16 protein-coding genes and 1 pseudogene are annotated in these 17,542 nt (G+C 64.5%); 12 read left to right on the forward strand and 5 right to left on the reverse strand.

The genetic code is table 11. The features are described from left to right. Nucleotides 1–103: 103 nt before the first annotated feature. Together QA643_RS12995 and QA643_RS13000 are read right to left on the reverse strand one after the other, a co-directional pair. Nucleotides 104–814 (reverse strand): type 1 glutamine amidotransferase, encoded by a 711-nt coding sequence (locus tag QA643_RS12995; protein ID WP_283033556.1) that lies wholly within the window; start codon nucleotides 812–814, stop codon nucleotides 104–106. A gap of 24 nt (nucleotides 815–838) precedes the next feature. Beyond that, entirely contained in the window at nucleotides 839–2,473 is a 1,635-nt protein-coding gene (locus tag QA643_RS13000; RefSeq protein WP_283033557.1) for a thiamine pyrophosphate-requiring protein, read from the reverse strand. A gap of 367 nt (nucleotides 2,474–2,840) precedes the next feature. Between QA643_RS13000 and QA643_RS13005 the strand changes: the two genes are divergently transcribed. Beyond that, nucleotides 2,841–4,439 carry a porin gene (locus tag QA643_RS13005; RefSeq protein WP_283033558.1) on the forward strand — a complete coding sequence of 533 codons (1,599 nt, stop codon included), beginning with the start codon at nucleotides 2,841–2,843 and terminating at the stop codon, nucleotides 4,437–4,439. A gap of 63 nt (nucleotides 4,440–4,502) precedes the next feature. Here QA643_RS13005 and QA643_RS13010 read toward each other — a convergent pair whose 3' ends face one another. Then, complete coding sequence (locus QA643_RS13010; protein ID WP_283033559.1) at nucleotides 4,503–4,670, reverse strand: hypothetical protein; 168 nt, start codon at nucleotides 4,668–4,670, stop codon at nucleotides 4,503–4,505. Nucleotides 4,671–4,890: 220 nt separating this feature from the next. Here QA643_RS13010 and QA643_RS13015 point away from each other — a divergent pair, with 220 nt between their 5' ends. Then, nucleotides 4,891–5,055, forward strand: a complete 165-nt coding sequence (locus QA643_RS13015; RefSeq protein WP_283033560.1) for a Flp family type IVb pilin — start codon at nucleotides 4,891–4,893, stop codon at nucleotides 5,053–5,055. 34 nt (nucleotides 5,056–5,089) lie between these two features. On the opposite strand, the gene QA643_RS13020 is transcribed toward QA643_RS13015, so the two are convergent. Then, entirely contained in the window at nucleotides 5,090–5,329 is a 240-nt protein-coding gene (locus tag QA643_RS13020; RefSeq protein WP_283033561.1) for a hypothetical protein, read from the reverse strand. 40 nt (nucleotides 5,330–5,369) lie between these two features. Continuing rightward, complete coding sequence (locus QA643_RS13025) at nucleotides 5,370–6,335, reverse strand: Ku protein (RefSeq protein WP_283033562.1); 966 nt, start codon at nucleotides 6,333–6,335, stop codon at nucleotides 5,370–5,372. Between the two features lie 248 nt (nucleotides 6,336–6,583). On the opposite strand from QA643_RS13025, the gene QA643_RS13030 reads away from it, so the two are divergent. The 10 genes and pseudogenes from QA643_RS13030 to QA643_RS13075 all read left to right on the forward strand — a co-directional run bounded on the left by QA643_RS13030 (nucleotide 6,584) and on the right by QA643_RS13075 (nucleotide 17,524). Beyond that, nucleotides 6,584–6,736: a hypothetical protein gene (locus QA643_RS13030; protein WP_283033563.1), complete on the forward strand. Its 153-nt coding sequence runs from the start codon at nucleotides 6,584–6,586 to the stop codon at nucleotides 6,734–6,736. 279 nt (nucleotides 6,737–7,015) lie between these two features. Further along, nucleotides 7,016–7,687: a response regulator transcription factor gene (locus QA643_RS13035; protein WP_283033564.1), complete on the forward strand. Its 672-nt coding sequence runs from the start codon at nucleotides 7,016–7,018 to the stop codon at nucleotides 7,685–7,687. Between the two features lie 98 nt (nucleotides 7,688–7,785). After that, on the forward strand, nucleotides 7,786–9,159 hold the full coding sequence (locus QA643_RS13040; RefSeq protein WP_283033565.1) for a sensor histidine kinase: 1,374 nt from the start codon (nucleotides 7,786–7,788) through the stop codon (nucleotides 9,157–9,159). Between the two features lie 174 nt (nucleotides 9,160–9,333). Next, nucleotides 9,334–10,740: a hypothetical protein gene (locus tag QA643_RS13045; RefSeq protein WP_283033566.1), complete on the forward strand. Its 1,407-nt coding sequence runs from the start codon at nucleotides 9,334–9,336 to the stop codon at nucleotides 10,738–10,740. Between the two features lie 160 nt (nucleotides 10,741–10,900). Then, nucleotides 10,901–12,004 carry a c-type cytochrome biogenesis protein CcmI gene (gene ccmI, locus QA643_RS13050; RefSeq protein WP_283033567.1) on the forward strand — a complete coding sequence of 368 codons (1,104 nt, stop codon included), beginning with the start codon at nucleotides 10,901–10,903 and terminating at the stop codon, nucleotides 12,002–12,004. 40 nt (nucleotides 12,005–12,044) lie between these two features. Continuing rightward, a pseudogene (gene ccmE / locus QA643_RS13055) lies at nucleotides 12,045–12,479 on the forward strand (cytochrome c maturation protein CcmE); the annotation flags it as partial. A gap of 71 nt (nucleotides 12,480–12,550) precedes the next feature. Then, nucleotides 12,551–14,533, forward strand: coding sequence for a heme lyase CcmF/NrfE family subunit (locus QA643_RS13060; protein ID WP_283033569.1), 1,983 nt, complete (start codon nucleotides 12,551–12,553; stop codon nucleotides 14,531–14,533). A gap of 4 nt (nucleotides 14,534–14,537) precedes the next feature. Next, the gene (locus tag QA643_RS13065; protein WP_283033570.1) at nucleotides 14,538–15,035 is read left to right on the forward strand and encodes a cytochrome c-type biogenesis protein; all 498 of its coding nucleotides are present in this window, start codon (nucleotides 14,538–14,540) and stop codon (nucleotides 15,033–15,035) included. A gap of 75 nt (nucleotides 15,036–15,110) precedes the next feature. Further along, the gene (locus QA643_RS13070) at nucleotides 15,111–15,632 is read left to right on the forward strand and encodes a DUF1993 domain-containing protein (RefSeq protein WP_283033571.1); all 522 of its coding nucleotides are present in this window, start codon (nucleotides 15,111–15,113) and stop codon (nucleotides 15,630–15,632) included. 296 nt (nucleotides 15,633–15,928) lie between these two features. Continuing rightward, complete coding sequence (locus tag QA643_RS13075; protein ID WP_283033572.1) at nucleotides 15,929–17,524, forward strand: Do family serine endopeptidase; 1,596 nt, start codon at nucleotides 15,929–15,931, stop codon at nucleotides 17,522–17,524. Nucleotides 17,525–17,542: the final 18 nt, after the last annotated feature.

Raw genomic sequence — 17,542 nt, forward strand, 5'->3', positions numbered from 1 at the left:
ATGCGGAGTATTATGTTACCTCAATCTGCGGCTTTTCGTACTTTGCATGGGGTTGTTTTCGCGATTTTGTCTTCGGCCATCCGGCGCACCGCCGAGGACGGGTCTAGGCTGAGCGGGTGAGAAACTGCGTGATCGCGCCGCCGAGACGCGCGCTCTCGAGCGGTTCGGCGAGCGAGGCTTGCGCCGATGTCACGACGCGATCGGGCGCATCGCCCTTGCTGCGCGCCATCTCGCAGCAGGCGAGCGCAAAGCCGACCGAGAATTCCGGATGCGGCTGCACCGATAGCGTCCGGCCGCTGCTATAGAGCAGCCCGGCATAGGGCGTGAAGTCCGAGGACAGGATGGTCATGGCGCCGTCCGGCGGCGTGATGACCTGGTCCTGGTGCGAGCAGGCGATGGCGATCTGCGTGCCGTCGATCACGCCGTTGCCGGGCGCGACCTCGTAGACGTGCCGCCCGAGGCCCCAGCCTTTCTCCGATTTGCGCACCACACCTCCCAGCGCCTGCGCGATCAATTGATGGCCGAAGCAGACCCCAACCATCGGCACCCCGGCCGCATGCGCCGTACGCACGAACTGCTCGAGCGGGGCGATCCACTCGACATCGTCATAGACGCCGGCCGCGGAGCCGGTGACGAGGATCGCCTCCAGCCGATCGGTATCGGGCAGCGCCTCGCCTTCGGGAAGGCTCACGGTATCGAAGGTGACGGTCGCGTCGGCGGCACCGATCATCCGCTCGAACATCTGCGGATAGGAACCATGGAGTTCGCGGTTTTTGGGGCTGACCAGCCCGGTTTCGATGATGGTGACGCGCATCGGCGATGACCTGCTGCGTTGGCCTTAAGTCCCCGGCCTCGACACCTCGGTCTCCTTGCTGGTGATGAACTCCAGCAGCACCGGCACGCCTTCCTGGGTCTTTTGGATGCCGCGCTTGATGGCGGGGATGATGTCTTCCGGCTTCGTCACCCGCTCGCCATAGCCGCCGAACGCTCGCGCCATCGCGGCGTAGTCGCCGGAAATATCGGTCGAGCGGTATTTCTCCGTCGAGATCGGCATCACCTTCAATTCGATCGCCATGGAGAAGTTGTTGAGCAGGATCGACATGATCGGGATGCGCTCGCGCACCGCGGTCTCGAAATCCATGCCGGTGAAGCCGATCGCGGCATCGCCCCAGACGTTGATGCAGAGCTTGTCAGGCTTTGCCAGCTTGGCGCCCATCGCAAGCCCGAGGCCGTAGCCGAGCTGCGTGGTCTTGCCCCAGCCGATATAGGACAGCGGCTCGACCGATTTCCAGAACGGGGACAGCTGATCGCGCGGGCTGCCGGCATCATGGGTGATGATGGTGTTGTGGATGTCGACCGTGTGCTGCAGATCCCACAGCACGCGATAGGGGTTGAGCGGCGCATCATTGTGCGTCAGCTTCGGCAGCCACTTTGCCAGCCACTCCTTGTGCAAGGCGGCGATTTCGGCGGCGACCCCTGTCGCATCGCGATCCGCGGTGACGGTCTTGCCAATCTCTTCCAGCAGTGCATCCAGCACCAGCGCGGCATCGCCGACCAGGCCGACTTTCGCCTCGACATCCTTGTTGAGATGGTTGGGATCGAGCGTCGAATGGATGATGGTCTTGCCCTTCGGCATGGCGGTGCCGAACGATGTCTCGGTAAAGGAGCAGCCGATGCCGAAGATGACGTCGGCTTCCCCTAAGAATTTCGGCACCGCGCGCGGCACCGCAAGGCCGCCCGATCCGAGCGACAGTGGATGCGTCTCGGGAAACGACGACTTGCCGCCCAGACTGGTCGTGACGGGGATGGCAAGGCGTTCGGCCAGCCGCTTGAGCTGCGGCCAGGCTTTTGCGTAGTGCACGCCCTGGCCGGCATAGATCACCGGGCGCTTGGCGGCGACGAGGAGGGCGGCCGCCTCCTTCACATGGACGGGGTCGGCGCCGTAGCGGGTGCGCAGCACCGGCGTGTAGTTTAAGGGTTCCGGCACCTCCTCGTTCCACATGTCGGCAGGGATTTCGACGATCACCGGTCCGCCGCGGCCGTTCTTCAGCTTGGTGAAGGCCCGGCGGAAGATGTTGCAGACCTCAGTTGCGATGTTGATCGGCTCGGACGATTTCGAGAACGCCTTCATCGCCTGGCTGGAATTGAAGTTCGGGTCGATATTGGCAAGCCGGCGCGCATAGCCCATCGGCAGCACCAGCACGGGCACGGATTCGCCGTAGCATTGCGCCACGCCGCCCATCGCATTTTCGGCGCCGGGTCCGTGCTGCATGCAGAACGCGCCAATCGAGCGGCCGGAAGTGACGCGTGAGATCGCGTCCGCCATGTGAACGCCGATGCGCTCCTGGCGCACCATCACCGGGCGGATCTCGGCATTGGCGGCGTATTCGATCAGGTGATTGACCGGATAGCCGCAGAGGATTTCGATTCCCTCCCGCTTCATGATTTCCGCGATGGCGGCGCCGAGCTTCATGACGGTCTCTCCCCCTGATCGGCAAGCCGGTTCGATCCGGCCCATTGCCGACAGTTGGAGCAGGATTTTACCGTGCGGTAAAGCGCGCCCGGCGCGTGCGCGCGGAAGTGCTGATATGCGTTTGGCCGCGCGAACGGCTCTCCAGGCAGAAATACCGGGGGCAGGGCAGTGGAGAATTTTCTTGCTCCCGAGACGTCGCGCGCAAAACGAAATTAGAGGTTTTGCCTCGGCGCGCTGACCCGCCGTGGCGAAAACATCACAGCCGCGGTCCAAGTGTCGCGGCATCACAAGCTTGTCATTCCAGATAACGATTTTTGGATTACCTGTGTCGCATGCAACTGCATGAATCGCGGGACAGGAGACTTTAATGATTACGGCGCGAACACTCATACTCGGCTCGGCGGCCGCCTTGATGACCCTGAGCGGGGCACAGGCGGCCGACCTTCCGGTCAAGGCCAAGGCGGTCGAATATGTGCGGGTCTGTTCGCTGTACGGCGCCGGCTTCTTCTACATCCCGGGTTCCGATACCTGCATCAAGCTTGGCGGCTATCTGCGCGCGGACACCACGTTCAACGGCGGCGCGCACGGCGCCCCCGGCTGGAACGGTGATATCGGCCAGCATAACCGTTATCAAAATTACATGGTCTCCCGCTCCCGTATAGCGCTGACGGTCGACACTCGCACCGCGACCGAATATGGCGTGGTCCGCACCTTCGGCCAGGCTGACATTCAGTTCACCACGCTCGGCGGCAGCACGTTCAACCCCAACTCGCTCGCCACCAACCTCGGCAACAACGCGAACCTGCTTGACACCGCCGGCGCCGGCTACGTCGCGGTCGAATACGTGTTCATCCAGTTCGCCGGCTTCACCTTCGGTAAGTCCGCCTCGGCCTATGCCACGCCGTGGCAGGGTTTCCCGGGCAACATCAACTCTTCGTTGCTCGGCGGCCAGAACACCGATACCGGCGTCAACAACATCCAGTACACCGCCCAGTTCGGCAACGGCGTATCGGCCTCGATCGGTCTCGACGACCCGACCGTGTGGGACCGCACCGCCGTGTACAATCTGGGCATTCCGTCGGCGATCGGCGTCAATGGCACCGGATCGAACGCCTATGCCGGCGTGCATGCGCCCGATATCGTCGGCAACATCCGGATCGATCAAGCCTGGGGTCTGCTGCAGTTCTCGGCTGCCGCGCATGAAGTGAGCGGCTCGTACAACACACTGGCTGCCGGTGGCGTTCCCAATGCGCTTTCCGAAATCAGCGGTCACCCCGACACCAAGTGGGGCGGCGCGGTGATGGCGGCGCTGCAGATCAAGAACCTGCCGACTGGCACGGGCGACGACATCAAGATCGACGCATCCTACGCCAAGGGCGCGACCAAGTATGTCATCGCCACCAGCGGCACCTCGCCGAGCTTTGCGATGTTCGGCAACAGCGGCTTCGCCTATCAGAGCGCCGGATTTGGCGCGACCACCGACGCCGTCTATATGCCCGGCGCTGGCGGCACCGGCGGCCTTGTCCTGACCACGGCTTGGGGCGTCCGTGGCGCGTTCAATCACAACTGGAATCCGAACTGGTCGACCAGCCTGTTCGGCAGCTATTCCGCGGTCCGGTATGATGGCGGTGCGAACGACAATTTGCTCGGTGCCGGCACCACCACGGCCAAGGGCGCTTATTGCGCTGCCTTCAACGTCAGCCACCCCGGTCAGGCGCTGGCCGGCAACGCTGCCGGTAACTACACCTGCAATCCCGACTTCAACGTCTCGCAGCTCGGCATCGTGACCCGCTGGACCCCGGTCAAGAACCTGACCTTCTCGGGCGAAGTCCAGTGGTTCCATCTCGACCAGAAGATGTCGGGTTCGTCAGTGTTCACCGCGACCGCGCCGAAGCCGAACGCGCTGTATGAGTTCAAGGACCAGGACACCGTTCTCTTCCAGGCCCGCGTCCAGCGTAACTTCTGAGAACGACGTTCCGGACCGGGCCATGGCCCGGTCCCTTGTTCAATGCCGCGGCCGGGGCGGGGGCTACCTCGTTACGCCGCGGCGCCCGAACAGCGCGGCCACTAGGTCGAGTATGTGATCCACGGTCGGATACTTCGCGGCCGCCGATAGGTCGGCAATGCGCCGCTCGTCGGTCTCCTCGTGCGGGAGGCCGATGTAATTCCTATCCCTGTCGCGCTTCTGCGCGCTCATGTCCGCTCACTCCGAGAAGCCGCCGATCGCGGCCACGATGAACGGTCGGTGAGCAACCGATGGTAAATTTTCCGTACCGTACAATTCCGGCCCTGCGATTGTGCGTTCGCCTTAATCAATCGTTCATTCTGTTCCTCAAGGGCTCTTCAACGGTTCCCTCCTAGAGTTTAACCAGTATGGCGCGGGAGAAATTCCGGGGAGCGTCGACAGGAGTTTTTTTATGCGTCGATTACTGGCACGATTTGTCGACGATGAATGCGGCGCGACCGCCATCGAATATTGCCTCATTGCCGTCGGCATCAGCATTGTGATCATCACCGCGGTCAACGGCGTCGGCAGCGCGCTGAGCACGAAATTCGTCGACGTCGGCACGTCGATCAAGTAGCGCGAAAAGGGACGGCGGCAATTGCAGCCGCTGGCTAGCCTGCTTTTTTGCCATCCGCATTGAGCGCCCGGATCATCGCGATCCGCGCGAACATCAGCCAGCCTCCGCCGGTCTCGGCCGCGTTGATCAGATTCTCGATCGCGGTCTGCCAGTGCGCCTCGTGCTGCACGCTTTCCGGCAATGCCATGACATGGTCAGCGGCCTGCTGCAGCGTCGCGAGCTTGCGGCCGCCACGCAGCAGTATCGGATCATCGAACGGGGTCGACCAGGGCATTGCGCGCTAGACGGTGCGATCTATCGCGCTCCTCTTTCGGTCATCCGGCCTTCTTGGCGCGGGCGGTGCTGCGCACCGGCTTTTCCGCCTTCTTGGGCGCTTCTTTCGCCGTCTCCTTGGCGGCGCGCTTGCCGCTGCCGCTGATCGGCAACAGCATCTCGCGCTGGCCGGCGGCGGCCTTCTTCGGCTTCTTGCCCTTCGCCTTGGCCGGGGCAGGGGCGGCCTCTTTCTCGCTGGCGAGGCTGCGCTTGAGCGCATCCATCAGGTTGATGACGTTGCCGGAGGTCTTCGGCGCCGGCTTGGCCTTGGTGCTCAGCCCGTTGCGCTTCTGGTTGATCAGGTCGATCAGCGCCTGCTCGTAGCGGTCCTCGAACTGCTCGGGCTCGAATGATGCGGATTTCTGCTCGACGATATGCTTAGCCAGATCAAGCATATCCTTGGTGATCTTCACGTCCTGGATATCGTCGAAATATTCCGTCTCGCTGCGGACCTCATAGGGGTAGCGCAGCAGCGTTCCCATTAGCCCCTTGTCGAGCGGCTCCAGCGCGATGATGTGCTCGCGGTTGGTCAACACCACCCGTCCGATCGCGACCTTGTTCATGCTGCGGATGGTTTCGCGGATCACCGCAAATGCATCGTGACCGACCTTGCCGTCCGGCACGAGATAATAGGGGCGGATCAGATAGCGGCCGTCGATATCGGATTTCGGAACGAATTCGTCGATCTCAATGGTGCGGGTCGATTCCAGCGCGATGTCGTCGAGCTCGTCCTTCGACACCTCGATGTAGGTATCGGTGTCGATCTTGTAGCCCTTCATGATGTCTTCGTTGGCCACTTCCTCGCCGGTCTCGGCGTCGACCTTCGAATATTTGATGCGATGGCCGGTCTTGCGGTTGATCTGGTTGAAGGAGACCTTCTCGGTATCCGACGTCGCCGGATAGAGGGCGACCGGGCAGGTCACCAGCGAGAGGCGCAGAAAACCCTTCCAATTGGCGCGGGGGGCCATGGGCTACTCCGGAATACGCAACGGACAATCCCTGACGATACCATCGGATGGCCCGGTCTCAAACATGCCCGGGCAGGGAATCGCCGATTGGCGTTAACTGTCCTGGTGGCCACGGGCGAGGGGCCTTTTTGACGGTTCAATGCGAGGCGATCGGAAGCCCGGAACATCATTTCCGATCAGGCGTTGCTTTAACGGCCGGTGTCGAAGCATTCGCTGGCATTTACAGGCACTTACTCGAAGAGGTCACCATGGCAACGCAACGGCATGGCCAGATCGTCGAAACCCCGACCGAGGCGCGTCAGGGCGAACCCGGCCCGTCGGTCCTCGCCCTCCTGTCGGTGTCGACCGGGCTTGCAGTCCTGATCCTGGGCATCGTCTGGTTCGTATTCTTCCGTACTTGAGGAAATTGACCGAGGCGGCGCGTTTAGCCTCCCTGTCCGGCGGTGGGAAGGTTGCGCCTGCTTGCGGACGAGGGCCGCGACCAACGGGTGCGGCTGCCTTTGCCACCTCACTTGGGGCATCCGGAGCTATATGTCAGGCCCTCGGTCTCCCGGGCCCGCCCCGCGAGCCCTCATGACGAAAAAGTAACATTGCCTCATATCCGCCGTTCATGGGCCGTTCACGCCGGTGGGCCTCATCTGGCGAACCTGATATCGTAGGGTTCACTTTCGGAGGCCAGCTTGCGCCTGCTTGTTGTTGAGGACGATCCGGATCTCAACCGTCAGCTTACGACGGCGTTGACGGATGCCGGTTATGTGGTCGATCGCGCATTCGACGGCGAGGAGGGGCACTACCTCGGCGACAGCGAACCGTATGACGCCGTCGTGCTCGACATCGGGCTGCCCAAGATGGACGGTATCTCGGTCCTGGAAGCCTGGCGCCGCAACGGCCGCGCCATGCCGGTGCTGATCCTGACGGCACGCGACCGCTGGAGCGACAAGGTGCAGGGTTTTGACGCCGGCGCCGACGACTATGTCGCCAAACCCTTTCACCTCGAAGAAGTGCTGGCGCGAATTCGCGCGCTGCTGCGCCGCTCGACCGGCCATGCGCAGTCGGAACTGACTTGCGGTCCTGTGTCGCTGGATACGCGCACGGGCCGGGTCAGCGTCTCGGGCAACCCGATCAAGATGACCTCGCACGAGTACCGGCTGCTCGCCTACCTGATGCACCATACCGGGCGCGTGGTATCGCGCACCGAGCTGGTCGAGCACCTCTACGACCAGGACTTCGATCGCGACTCCAACACCATCGAAGTGTTCGTCGGCCGCATTCGCAAGAAGCTTGACGTCGACATCATCCAGACCGTGCGCGGCCTCGGCTATCTCCTGACGCCGCCGACGCCCGGAACCTGATGAGCCTTGCTCTTTTATTCGAGCGTGATCTTATCCGAAAACCGGCCTCGCTCGATTGGATCGGGGCTTGGGGATGTGCTTTTCGGGATCGTGCTCTGATGCGCGGAAGTTCGCTCGCCACGCGGTTGTTCCTGTCGGCGACCGCGTGGGTGGTCGTGATCCTGCTCATAACAGGCGTGATCCTTTCCTCGGTCTATCGCAACGCCACCGAGCGCGCCTTCGACCGCCGCCTCAACCTTTATCTTCGTACCCTGATCGCCGAGGTCGCGACCCCGGACGAGCCGCCCGACCACCAGTTCCAGTCGCTCGGCGAGCCGCTGTTCGAGCTGCCATTATCCGGCTGGTACTGGCAGATCGTCCGCACCGACGAAAAGGCCGAGACGCGGGCGTCGCGTTCGCTGTGGGACAAGAAGCTGCCGAAGCTGGAGGAGCAGGGCGCCGAGTTGACGGCCGCCGGCATCCGCCTTGGCTATATCGACGGCCCTGAAGGCCAAAGCCTACGGGTGGTCGAGCGTCCGATCGACCTTGGCGCCGACGGCAAGTTTTTGGTCAGTGTGGCCGGCGACGCATCGGAGATTTTCGACGAGATCCGCGCCTTTGACTACTACCTCGGCGGCACCTTCGCCGCGCTCGGCATCGTGCTGCTCCTGACCACGATTTTCCAGGTCAGGTTCGGCCTCGCGCCGCTCAAGCGCATTTCGGAGGCGATTGCCGACATCCGTTCCGGCCGCGCCGAACGACTGGAAGGCGACTTTCCCGTCGAGATCGCGCCGCTGGCGCGCGAGACCAACGCGCTGATCGACGCCAACCGCGAGATCGTCGAGCGCGCGCGGACCCATGTCGGCAATCTCGCCCACGCCATCAAGACCCCGCTCTCGGTTATCGTCAATGAAGCCAGCGCCCACGCGGTAAATCCGTTTGCCAGCAAGGTCCTGGAGCAGGCCGATGTGATGCGGGATCAGGTTGCCCACCACCTCGAGCGTGCACGCATCGCCGCGCGCGTCACCATCGTCGGCACCGTCACCGAGGTCGCGCCCGCCATCGAGGCGCTGCGGCGGACCATGGAAAAGATCCATCGCAACCGCGGCATCACGATCTCCGTGAAGGCGGACGCGCAGGCCAAGTTCCGCGGCGAGCGCCAGGATCTCGAAGAGATGGCCGGCAACCTCGTCGACAATGCCTGCAAATGGGCAGCGTCGCAGATCTCCATCGAGGTGAGGGTCGAGCCGCCGGCGGAACCCGGGACCGGGCCGCGGCTGCGGATCATCGTCGATGACGACGGCCGCGGGTTATCCGCCGCCGAACGCGCCCAGGTATCCCGGCGAGGTCAGCGGCTGGATGAGTCCAAGCCCGGATCCGGGCTCGGCCTATCGATCGTGGTCGATCTTGCGGCGCTCTATGGCGGCAGCCTCGTGCTCGGCGATGCCCCGATCGGCGGGTTGCGGGCGGAACTGGTGCTACCGGGCATCTGATGGGTAGGGTGATTACGGGTGATTGCGTGGATTACTTGGAGTTGACGGGATAGCGGCCGGCAATGTCCGGGGTCGATTTCGTTATTCCTAAAGGGCTTCTTAACGCGCACGCTTCTAAGATCGGCGGCGGGCGCTTTTTGCCGTCCGCATGACACACGCATCCACACCAGGCGAATGAGCCAGACATCGACCGAGCGGCTGAGGGACTATCTCGCCCAGCTCCCGCCCCAATCGCAGGCGCTGCTGATGCGCGAGTTCGAGCGCGCCATCGAGCGCGGGGAGGACGTCGCCGTCGCCAATTTCGTGCTTGAGCAACTTCGCAAGGTGGTGCGGGGCAGCGAGGAAGAGGACGAGGCGCGCCCGCGGACCGACGATCCGGCGCGGCTGCTGTTCCGTCCGCTCGAGCCATTTCTGGTCGAAAGCAACTTTCCAATCCGGGCCGGGCAGATCAGGCGCACCTCGCTGGTGCCGGTCTGGCAGTGGCTCAGCCGCGATGGCGCGCCCACGGCGGCCGCGGCCTTCGAGGCCGCGCTCGCCGGCATCAGGCAGAGCGACTCGACCGCCGGCCTTGAAGCCGCGACCCGCAAGTTCCAGCTCGCCGCCGCCGAGGCCATCGCGCAGGTCGCTACCCCCGCGCAGGGCGACGACCGGCAGCGCGTGCTCTCCCGGATCGGTCCACCGAATGTTGTCGAGGATCTGCTCTCGATCGGCGCGGTGCTGCGGGCCCGCGAGGCGATGGAGGTGCTCGGCAGCAAGCTTCCCGGCCAGATGCGGGCGTTGACGCCCTCCCAGCTCGAGACCGTGACCGCGGCGCTCAACGTCCCTTCGTTGCAGACGCCGCAATTGCTGCCGTTCGCGCTATCGCTGATCATGCAGCGCCTGGCCTCGCCATGGCAGATCATCCGTCTCGCGATCAAGATGGCGGCATCCGACGACGAGATTCGCGTGGCTGCCACGCCCTATGGCGTTGCCGTCACCATCGCGCTGCACGATCTCTCGTTCCTCACCGCCTGTCTGCGCACAGACATCAGGCGCAGTCATTTCACCAATGTCGGCGACCACCTGAAAATCCTGCATGACGGCGTGCGCGGGCTGCGGACCGAGCTCGACCTGCGCAACGATTCCGCCTGGGGCCGCCAGCTCACATCGATCCGCGCCGACATTTCCAATTCGCTGCAGTCGGAAATCGAGAGCGTGCCCGGCCGGGTCCGCCGCCTGCTGCGGCAACGCGCCGACAAGGATATTGCTTCCGCACCCAAGATCGATACCGCGGAGGTCGAGGAGATCGCCGCCCTGATCGACTTCGTCGCGGTGTGCCGCACCTATGCCAGTGAGCTGGCCATCAACGAGGTGACGCTGCGGACCTACTCCGATCTCCAGCATTACGTCGAGCATTCCACGGAGAGCCTGGTGCAGGCGCTGCGCGGCGGCGATGCCAAGGCGCGCGCTTACCGGCAGATGCAGGCCAAGGCAGCGATACGCTTCTGCGAAATCCTGTTCGGCCACGACTATGCGTCGCTGATGAACCGGGCGGCCGAAAATGCCGTGACCGGCGAGCGCAAGACCACCAAGGCCGGCTAGGCCCGAAGTTTCACCGAATTTACCCGCCGGCCTGACCCGGGAGTCTTCCCGAGGCGTGATCAATATTGCGCAATGTCAATTGCCGGGCTTGCCGCCCGTGGTGTAAAGCGGCGCATTGGCGGCTCGCCTGGGCTGCCGTTCCGCCTCCGGGAACCGCTTGATGACGCTGTGGTTTGTGTTCGCGCTGATGACGGTCGCGGCGATCTTTGCCGTGCTATGGCCGTTGAGTCGCGGCGCCTCCGCGCCTGATGGTGGCAATGAGGCGGCTGTCTACAAGGATCAGCTCGATGAGGTCGAGCGTGACGCGGCTGCCGGGCTGATCGGCGTGGCCGAAGCGGAAGCCGCGCGCATCGAAATCGGCCGCCGCCTGCTCGCCGCCGCCGACAGCCAGCGCGAGCTGCCGTCGCGCGCGAAGCTTGGCCTGCGCCGTGCCTCGGCGGTCGCGGCGCTGATCGGGCTGCCCATCGCGGCGGTGACGTTCTATCTGTCGCTGGGTTCGCCGTATCTTGGGGATTTTCCGCTGGCCGCGCGCACCCGCACCGCCGACGCCAACCAGCCGATCGAGAACATGGTGGCGCAGGTCGAAGCGCATCTGGAAAAGAACCCGACCGACGGCCGCGGCTGGACCGTGCTGGCGCCGGTGCTGGCGCGGCTCGGCCGGTTCGACGATGCCGTGCGGGCCTATCGCAACGCCATCGCCTATGCCGGCGACAGCGCGGACCGCCGCTCCGACCTCGGCGAGGCCATGGCGGGCGCCGCCGGGGGCGTCGTCACCGCCGACGCCAAGGCCGAATTCGAACGCGCGGTGGCGCAAAACGCCGACGAGCCCAAGGCCAACTACTTCCTCGGGCTCGCCGCCGAACAGGACGGCCGCCCGGCGGACGCGGCCGCGATCTGGCAAGGCATGCTCGCCAAGGCGCCAGCCGACGCGCCGTGGCGACCGTTGCTCCAGTCCGCCCTGACAAGGGTCGGCGCCCCGGCCGCGCCGGCGGTCTCTAGCGATGTGATGGCCGCCGCCAAGGACATGAATGAGGACGACCGTAACGCGATGATCCGCGGCATGGTCGACCGCCTCGCCACGCGGCTGAAGCAGAACGGCGACGACGTCGAGGGATGGTTGCGGCTGGTGCGGGCCTATGTCGTGATGGGGGAACGCGACAAGGCGGTGAGCGCGCAAACGCAAGCGCGTCAGGCGGTTGCGGGCGACGCGGAACGCTTGCGGCAGCTCAATGACGGCCTGAAGAAACTTGGGCTGGATGGATGAGCAGGGCGGCAGCACAAATAACGGAACGTAGGGAACAGAAATGACGCGCAAGCAACGGCGTTTGACCATGATCGGCGGCTCGCTCGCGGTGCTCGCGATTGCGGCGGCACTGGTCTTGAATGCCATGCGCGATTCCATCGTGTTCTTTTCCACGCCGACCATGGCGGCCGAAAAGCACATTCCGGCCGGCAAGCGGTTCCGCCTCGGCGGCCTGGTGCAGCCGGGCTCGCTGGTGAAGGGCGACAATCTCGCCGTGAATTTCTCCATCGCTGACGGCAGCGCCACGCTGCCGGTCGCCTACAAGGGAATTCTGCCGGACCTGTTCCGCGAAGGGCAGGGCGTCGTCGCCGAGGGCGCACTGGATGCCTCCGGCGTGTTCAAGGCCGACACGGTGCTCGCCAAGCATGACGAGACCTACATGCCCAAGGATGTCGCCGATGCCCTGAAGAAGCAGGGCCACTGGAAGGACGATTACGCCAAGCCGGGCACGCCGGGGGCGCAGGCCCAAGGAACGCCCCAAGCGACACCTCAAGGGGGAACGACGAAGTGATCGCAGAAGCCGGGCATTACGCGCTGGTGCTGGCGCTCGCGCTGGCGCTGATCCAGTCCATCGTGCCGATGCTGGGCGCGCGCTGGGGCGATCATGCCTTGATGAACGTGGCGCGCTCGACAGCGCTCGCGCAATTGCTGTTCGTCGGCGCGTCGTTCACGGCGCTGACGATGCTGCACGTCGTCTCGGATTTTTCCGTCGCCAACGTGTTCGAGAACTCGCACTCGATGAAGCCGCTGCTCTACAAGATCACCGGCGTGTGGGGTAATCACGAAGGCTCGATGCTGCTGTGGGTATTGATCCTGGCGCTGTTCGGCGGCCTGGTCGCCGCGTTCGGCAACAATCTGCCGCTGTCGCTGCGGGCCCATGTGCTGGCAGTGCAGGGCTGGATCGCTGCTGCCTTCTATCTCTTCATCCTCGTCACCTCTAACCCCTTCCTGCGCATCGCAAGCCCGCCGATCGAGGGCCGCGACCTCAATCCGGTGCTGCAGGATATTGGGCTCGCGGTGCATCCGCCGATGCTCTATCTCGGCTACGTCGGCTTCTCGATCTCGTTCTCGTTCGCCGTCGCCGCCCTGATCGAAGGCCGTATCGACGCCGCCTGGGCGCGCTGGGTGCGGCCGTGGACGCTGATGGCATGGATCTTCCTCACGCTCGGCATCGCCATGGGCTCCTACTGGGCCTATTACGAGCTCGGCTGGGGCGGCTGGTGGTTCTGGGACCCCGTTGAAAACGCGTCGCTGATGCCCTGGCTCGCCGGCACCGCGCTGCTCCATTCCGCTGTTGTGATGGAGAAGCGCAACGCGCTGAAGGTCTGGACCATCCTGCTGTCGATCCTGACCTTCTCGCTGTCGCTGCTTGGCACCTTCCTGGTGCGCTCGGGCGTGCTCACCTCGGTGCACGCATTCGCGACCGATCCGGCGCGCGGCGTCTTCATCCTGCTGATCCTCTGTCTCTTCATCGGTGGCAGCCTGTCGCTTTATGCTTTCCGCGCATCGACGCTGAAGCAGGGCGGGTTGTTCGCGCCGATTTCGCGCGAAGGCGCGCTGGTGCTCAACAACCTCTTTCTCACCTCGGCCTGTGCCACCGTGTTCATCGGAACGCTGTATCCGCTGGCGCTGGAGGTTTTGACCGGCGACAAGATTTCCGTCGGCGCGCCGTTCTTCAACCTGACCTTCGGCCCGCTGTTTGTGCCCTTGCTGCTCGCGGTGCCGTTCGGTCCGCTGCTGGCATGGAAGCGTGGCGATCTCTTGGGCGCGGCACAGCGGCTGACGGCGGCCGGCATCGCCGCGCTGGTCGCCATTGCGGTGCTGTTGGCGTGGACCCAGGGCGGCGCCACGCTCGCGCCGCTCGCGATCGGGCTTGCAATATTCGTGATCGGCGGCGCCGTCAGCGACCTTGCCGAGCGCATGGCGTTGTTCCGCGTTCCCCTTGGAATCGCACTGCGCCGCGGGCGCGGCTTGCCGCGCGCGACCTGGGGCACGGCGTTCGCGCATGCCGGCCTCGGCGTTGCCCTGATCGGCGTGGTCTGCGAAACCACCTGGAATAGCGAATATATCGGCACGATGAAGGTGGATAGCGTTGCGAGCGTCGCCGGCTATCAGCTGAAGCTCGACGGCATCACGCAGCGGCAGGGGCCGAATTTCCGCGAGATGATCGCGCAGTTCACCGTTAGCCGCGACGGTGAAACGCTGCAGGTGATGACGCCGTCAAAGCGCAACTTCACCACGCGCGGCGCCTCGACCACCGAGGCGGCGCTACTGACCCGCGGCGCCAGCCAGCTCTATGTTTCGCTCGGCGACACCAATGCCGAAGGCGCGATCGCGGTCCGCATTTATCACAAGCCGCTGGTGCTGCTGATCTGGTGGGGGCCGGTGCTGATGGCGTTCGGCGGCGTGCTGTCGCTGTCCGACCGCCGCCTGCGCGTCGGCGCGCCGAAGCCTGCCAAGGCGGCCCGCGCGCTGCAGCCGGCGGAGTGAGCCCGTGAAGAAGCTTCTCGCCAGCTTCTTTGTTGCCGCCCTGCTGTCGGCCGCGCCGGCCGCTTACGCCGTGCAGCCCGACGAGATCATGGCCGATCCGGCGAAGGAGGCCCGCGCGCGCGATCTGTCGCGCGAGTTGCGCTGCATGGTGTGTCAGAACCAGTCGATCGACGATTCCGACGCGCCGCTGGCGCGTGACCTGCGGCTTCTGGTGCGCGAGCGGATCGCATCCGGCGACAGCGACAGGCAGGTGATCGATTTCCTGGTCGCGCGCTACGGCGAGTTCGTGCTGCTCAAGCCGCGCTTTTCGCCGCACACGCTGTTGCTGTGGCTATTGCCGCCGCTTGCCTTGGTCGGCGGCGGACTGGCGCTCTGGTACTACAGCCGACGCCGTCCGGCCCCCGGCAGCGCCGCCGATCCGTCGCTGCGGGATCTCACCGAGGAGGAAGAGGAGAGGCTGGAGCGCCTGCTCGCGGCTGATGCAGCGGACAAGAAGGCCTGAGCCGCGCATTGCAAGCCGACCGGTTTCCGCTATGACATTCCGCTGCAAAACAATCAACGCAGGGGGAAATCGGACATGGCCTTTTCACTCTACGACGCCACCGTGGCGAATTATCTGCAGACCCTCGGCGCGGTCAGCGGCTTCCTCGAACGTGGCCTCAAGCATTTCCAGGACAACAACATCGATCCGGAAACGATGGTGGAGGCGCGGCTTGCGCCTGACATGTTGCCGCTGCGCTTCCAGATCATCTCCGTCGCCCAGCATTCCCGCGGCGCCATCGAGGGCGTGCAAAGCGGTGAGTTTCGTCCGCCCGCGTCGAAGACGCCGTATGACTACGCCGGACTGCAGGGCCTGGTGACGCAAGCCCGCGAAGCCTTGTCGGCGTGGACGCCGGCAGCGGTCAACGCGCTCGGCGGCCGCGATGTCGTCTTCCACGTCGGTGACCGGCAATTGCCGTTCACGGCGGAGGATTTCCTGATGTCGTTCTCGCTGCCGAATTTCTATTTCCACGCCACCACCGCCTACGACATCCTGCGCACCAACGGCGTGCCGCTCGGCAAGCGGGATTTCATGGGCCGGCTGAAACTGAAGAGCTGAAATTCGGAACAAGCGAACCATCAAATTGCCTGTCCGGCGGGCCCTGCGAAAGGGACCGGCTATGCTTTCCGGCGTTCAGATCGAGGGCTATTCTGCCCGCGACGGCTGTTTTTCAGCTAGCACTAAGCCATTGATTGCCTGCGCTATTCTGCCGCACGGCGAAACCGCCGCATTACAAAAGTTTAATTCCCCAGCCAGCGGACGGTAAGGCGGCAAACACCATCTTCAGACCTATCAGGTGCCTAGCCCCCCGCACCGTTCAACAATGAAGAATTCAGGCTCTGGAGATTTCAAGAATGACCGAACGTCCCGTCGATCTTTCCTCGCTACCGTCCCACGGCGCGCCGCGCCGCTCGCTGTTCTCCGCACGCAAATTCGCGCTGATGGCTTCCGTCGTCGCCGGCCTCGGTGCCGCCGTTTATGGCTTTGGCCCGCAGCAGGGCCCGGTCGACGTTTTCGCCAGCGCGGCGCATGCGCAGGTCAATAACGAGGTCCGCAAGGTCGAGCGTCCGATCGGCTTTGCCGACATTGTCGAGCGCGTGAAGCCGTCGGTGATTTCGGTCAAGATCAACATCGCGGACAAGAGCAGCAAGGACGACAGCGCCAACAAGGACGAGGACTCGCCGTTCGCGCCGGGCTCGCCGATGGAGCGCTTCTTCCGTCGCTTCGGCGGGCCGGACGGCTTGCCGCCCGGCCTGCGCGGCGGACCGCGTGGCGGCCGTGGCCCGGTGACGGGGCAGGGCTCCGGCTTCTTCATCTCGCCTGACGGCTATGCCGTGACCAACAACCACGTGGTCGACGGCGCCGACAAGGTCGAGGTGACGATGGACGACGGCAAGAACTACACCGCGAAGGTGATCGGCACCGATCCGCGCACCGATCTGGCGCTGATCAAGGTCGAAGGCCGCACCGATTTCCCGTTCGCCAAGCTGTCCGATAGCAAGCCGCGGATTGGCGACTGGGTGCTGGCGGTCGGTAACCCGTTCGGCCTCGGCGGCACCGTGACCGCCGGCATCGTCTCGGCGTCCGGCCGCGACATCGGCAACGGCCCCTATGACGACTTCATCCAGATCGACGCGCCCGTGAACAAGGGTAACTCCGGCGGTCCGGCGTTCGATATCAACGGCGAAGTGATGGGCGTCAACACCGCAATCTATTCGCCGTCCGGCGGCAGCGTCGGCATCGCGTTCTCGATCCCGGCTTCCACGGTCAAGAATGTCGTCGCCCAGCTCAAGGACAAGGGCACGGTCAGCCGCGGGTGGATCGGTGTCCAGATCCAGCCAGTGACCTCAGACATCGCGGACAGCCTCGGCATGAAGAAGGCGGAAGGCGCGCTGGTTGCGGAACCGCAGGCGAATGGCCCGGCGTCCAAGGCCGGCATCCAGTCCGGTGACGTCATCACCGGTGTCAACGGTACCCCGGTCAAGGATGCTAAGGAGCTCGCCCGCACCATCGGCGGTCTGCCGCCCGGCACAGCCGTGAAGCTCAACGTGCTGCAGAAGGGCCAGGAGAAGGTCTTCAACCTAACGCTCGGCCAGCTGCCGAATACGGTCGAGGCCAAGGCTGACAACGACAAGGAAGACCGCGGCGGAGCCACCAAGGGAACCGGCGTGCCGAAGCTCGGCCTGACGGTAGCCCCCGCCAACAGCGTGGCCGGCGCCGGCCGGGAAGGCGTCGTAGTGACCGAGGTCGACCCGAAGAGCGCGGCGGCCGAGCGCGGCTTCAAGGAAGGCGACGTCATTCTCGAGGTCGCCGGCAAGAGCGTCGCCACGGCAGGCGAGGTGCGCGAGGCGATCGACACCGCGCGGACCGAGAACAAGAACAGTGTTCTCATGCGCGTGAAGAGCGGCGGTTCGTCGCGCTTTGTCGCGGTGCCGCTGGCGAAGGGCTAAACGAGGACTAGATATCAG

Origin of the sequence: Bradyrhizobium sp. CB3481, assembly GCF_029714305.1 — a bacterium.
In the GTDB taxonomy this organism is placed as follows: Bacteria; Pseudomonadota; Alphaproteobacteria; order Rhizobiales; family Xanthobacteraceae; genus Bradyrhizobium.

Coding starts and splice junctions, on each gene's coding strand:
- QA643_RS13000 (WP_283033557.1), bottom strand. CDS start 2,473: ATGAAGCTCGGCGCCGCCATCGCGGAAATCATGAAGCGGGAGGGAATC.
- QA643_RS12995 (WP_283033556.1), bottom strand. CDS start 814: ATGCGCGTCACCATCATCGAAACCGGGCTGGTCAGCCCCAAAAACCGC.
- QA643_RS13045 (WP_283033566.1), top strand. CDS start 9,334: ATGAGCCAGACATCGACCGAGCGGCTGAGGGACTATCTCGCCCAGCTC.
- QA643_RS13040 (WP_283033565.1), top strand. CDS start 7,786: ATGCGCGGAAGTTCGCTCGCCACGCGGTTGTTCCTGTCGGCGACCGCG.
- QA643_RS13005 (WP_283033558.1), top strand. CDS start 2,841: ATGATTACGGCGCGAACACTCATACTCGGCTCGGCGGCCGCCTTGATG.
- QA643_RS13030 (WP_283033563.1), top strand. CDS start 6,584: ATGGCAACGCAACGGCATGGCCAGATCGTCGAAACCCCGACCGAGGCG.
- ccmI (WP_283033567.1), top strand. CDS start 10,901: ATGACGCTGTGGTTTGTGTTCGCGCTGATGACGGTCGCGGCGATCTTT.
- QA643_RS13010 (WP_283033559.1), bottom strand. CDS start 4,670: ATGAGCGCGCAGAAGCGCGACAGGGATAGGAATTACATCGGCCTCCCG.
- QA643_RS13015 (WP_283033560.1), top strand. CDS start 4,891: ATGCGTCGATTACTGGCACGATTTGTCGACGATGAATGCGGCGCGACC.
- QA643_RS13070 (WP_283033571.1), top strand. CDS start 15,111: ATGGCCTTTTCACTCTACGACGCCACCGTGGCGAATTATCTGCAGACC.
- QA643_RS13020 (WP_283033561.1), bottom strand. CDS start 5,329: ATGCCCTGGTCGACCCCGTTCGATGATCCGATACTGCTGCGTGGCGGC.
- QA643_RS13025 (WP_283033562.1), bottom strand. CDS start 6,335: ATGGCCCCCCGCGCCAATTGGAAGGGTTTTCTGCGCCTCTCGCTGGTG.
- QA643_RS13075 (WP_283033572.1), top strand. CDS start 15,929: ATGACCGAACGTCCCGTCGATCTTTCCTCGCTACCGTCCCACGGCGCG.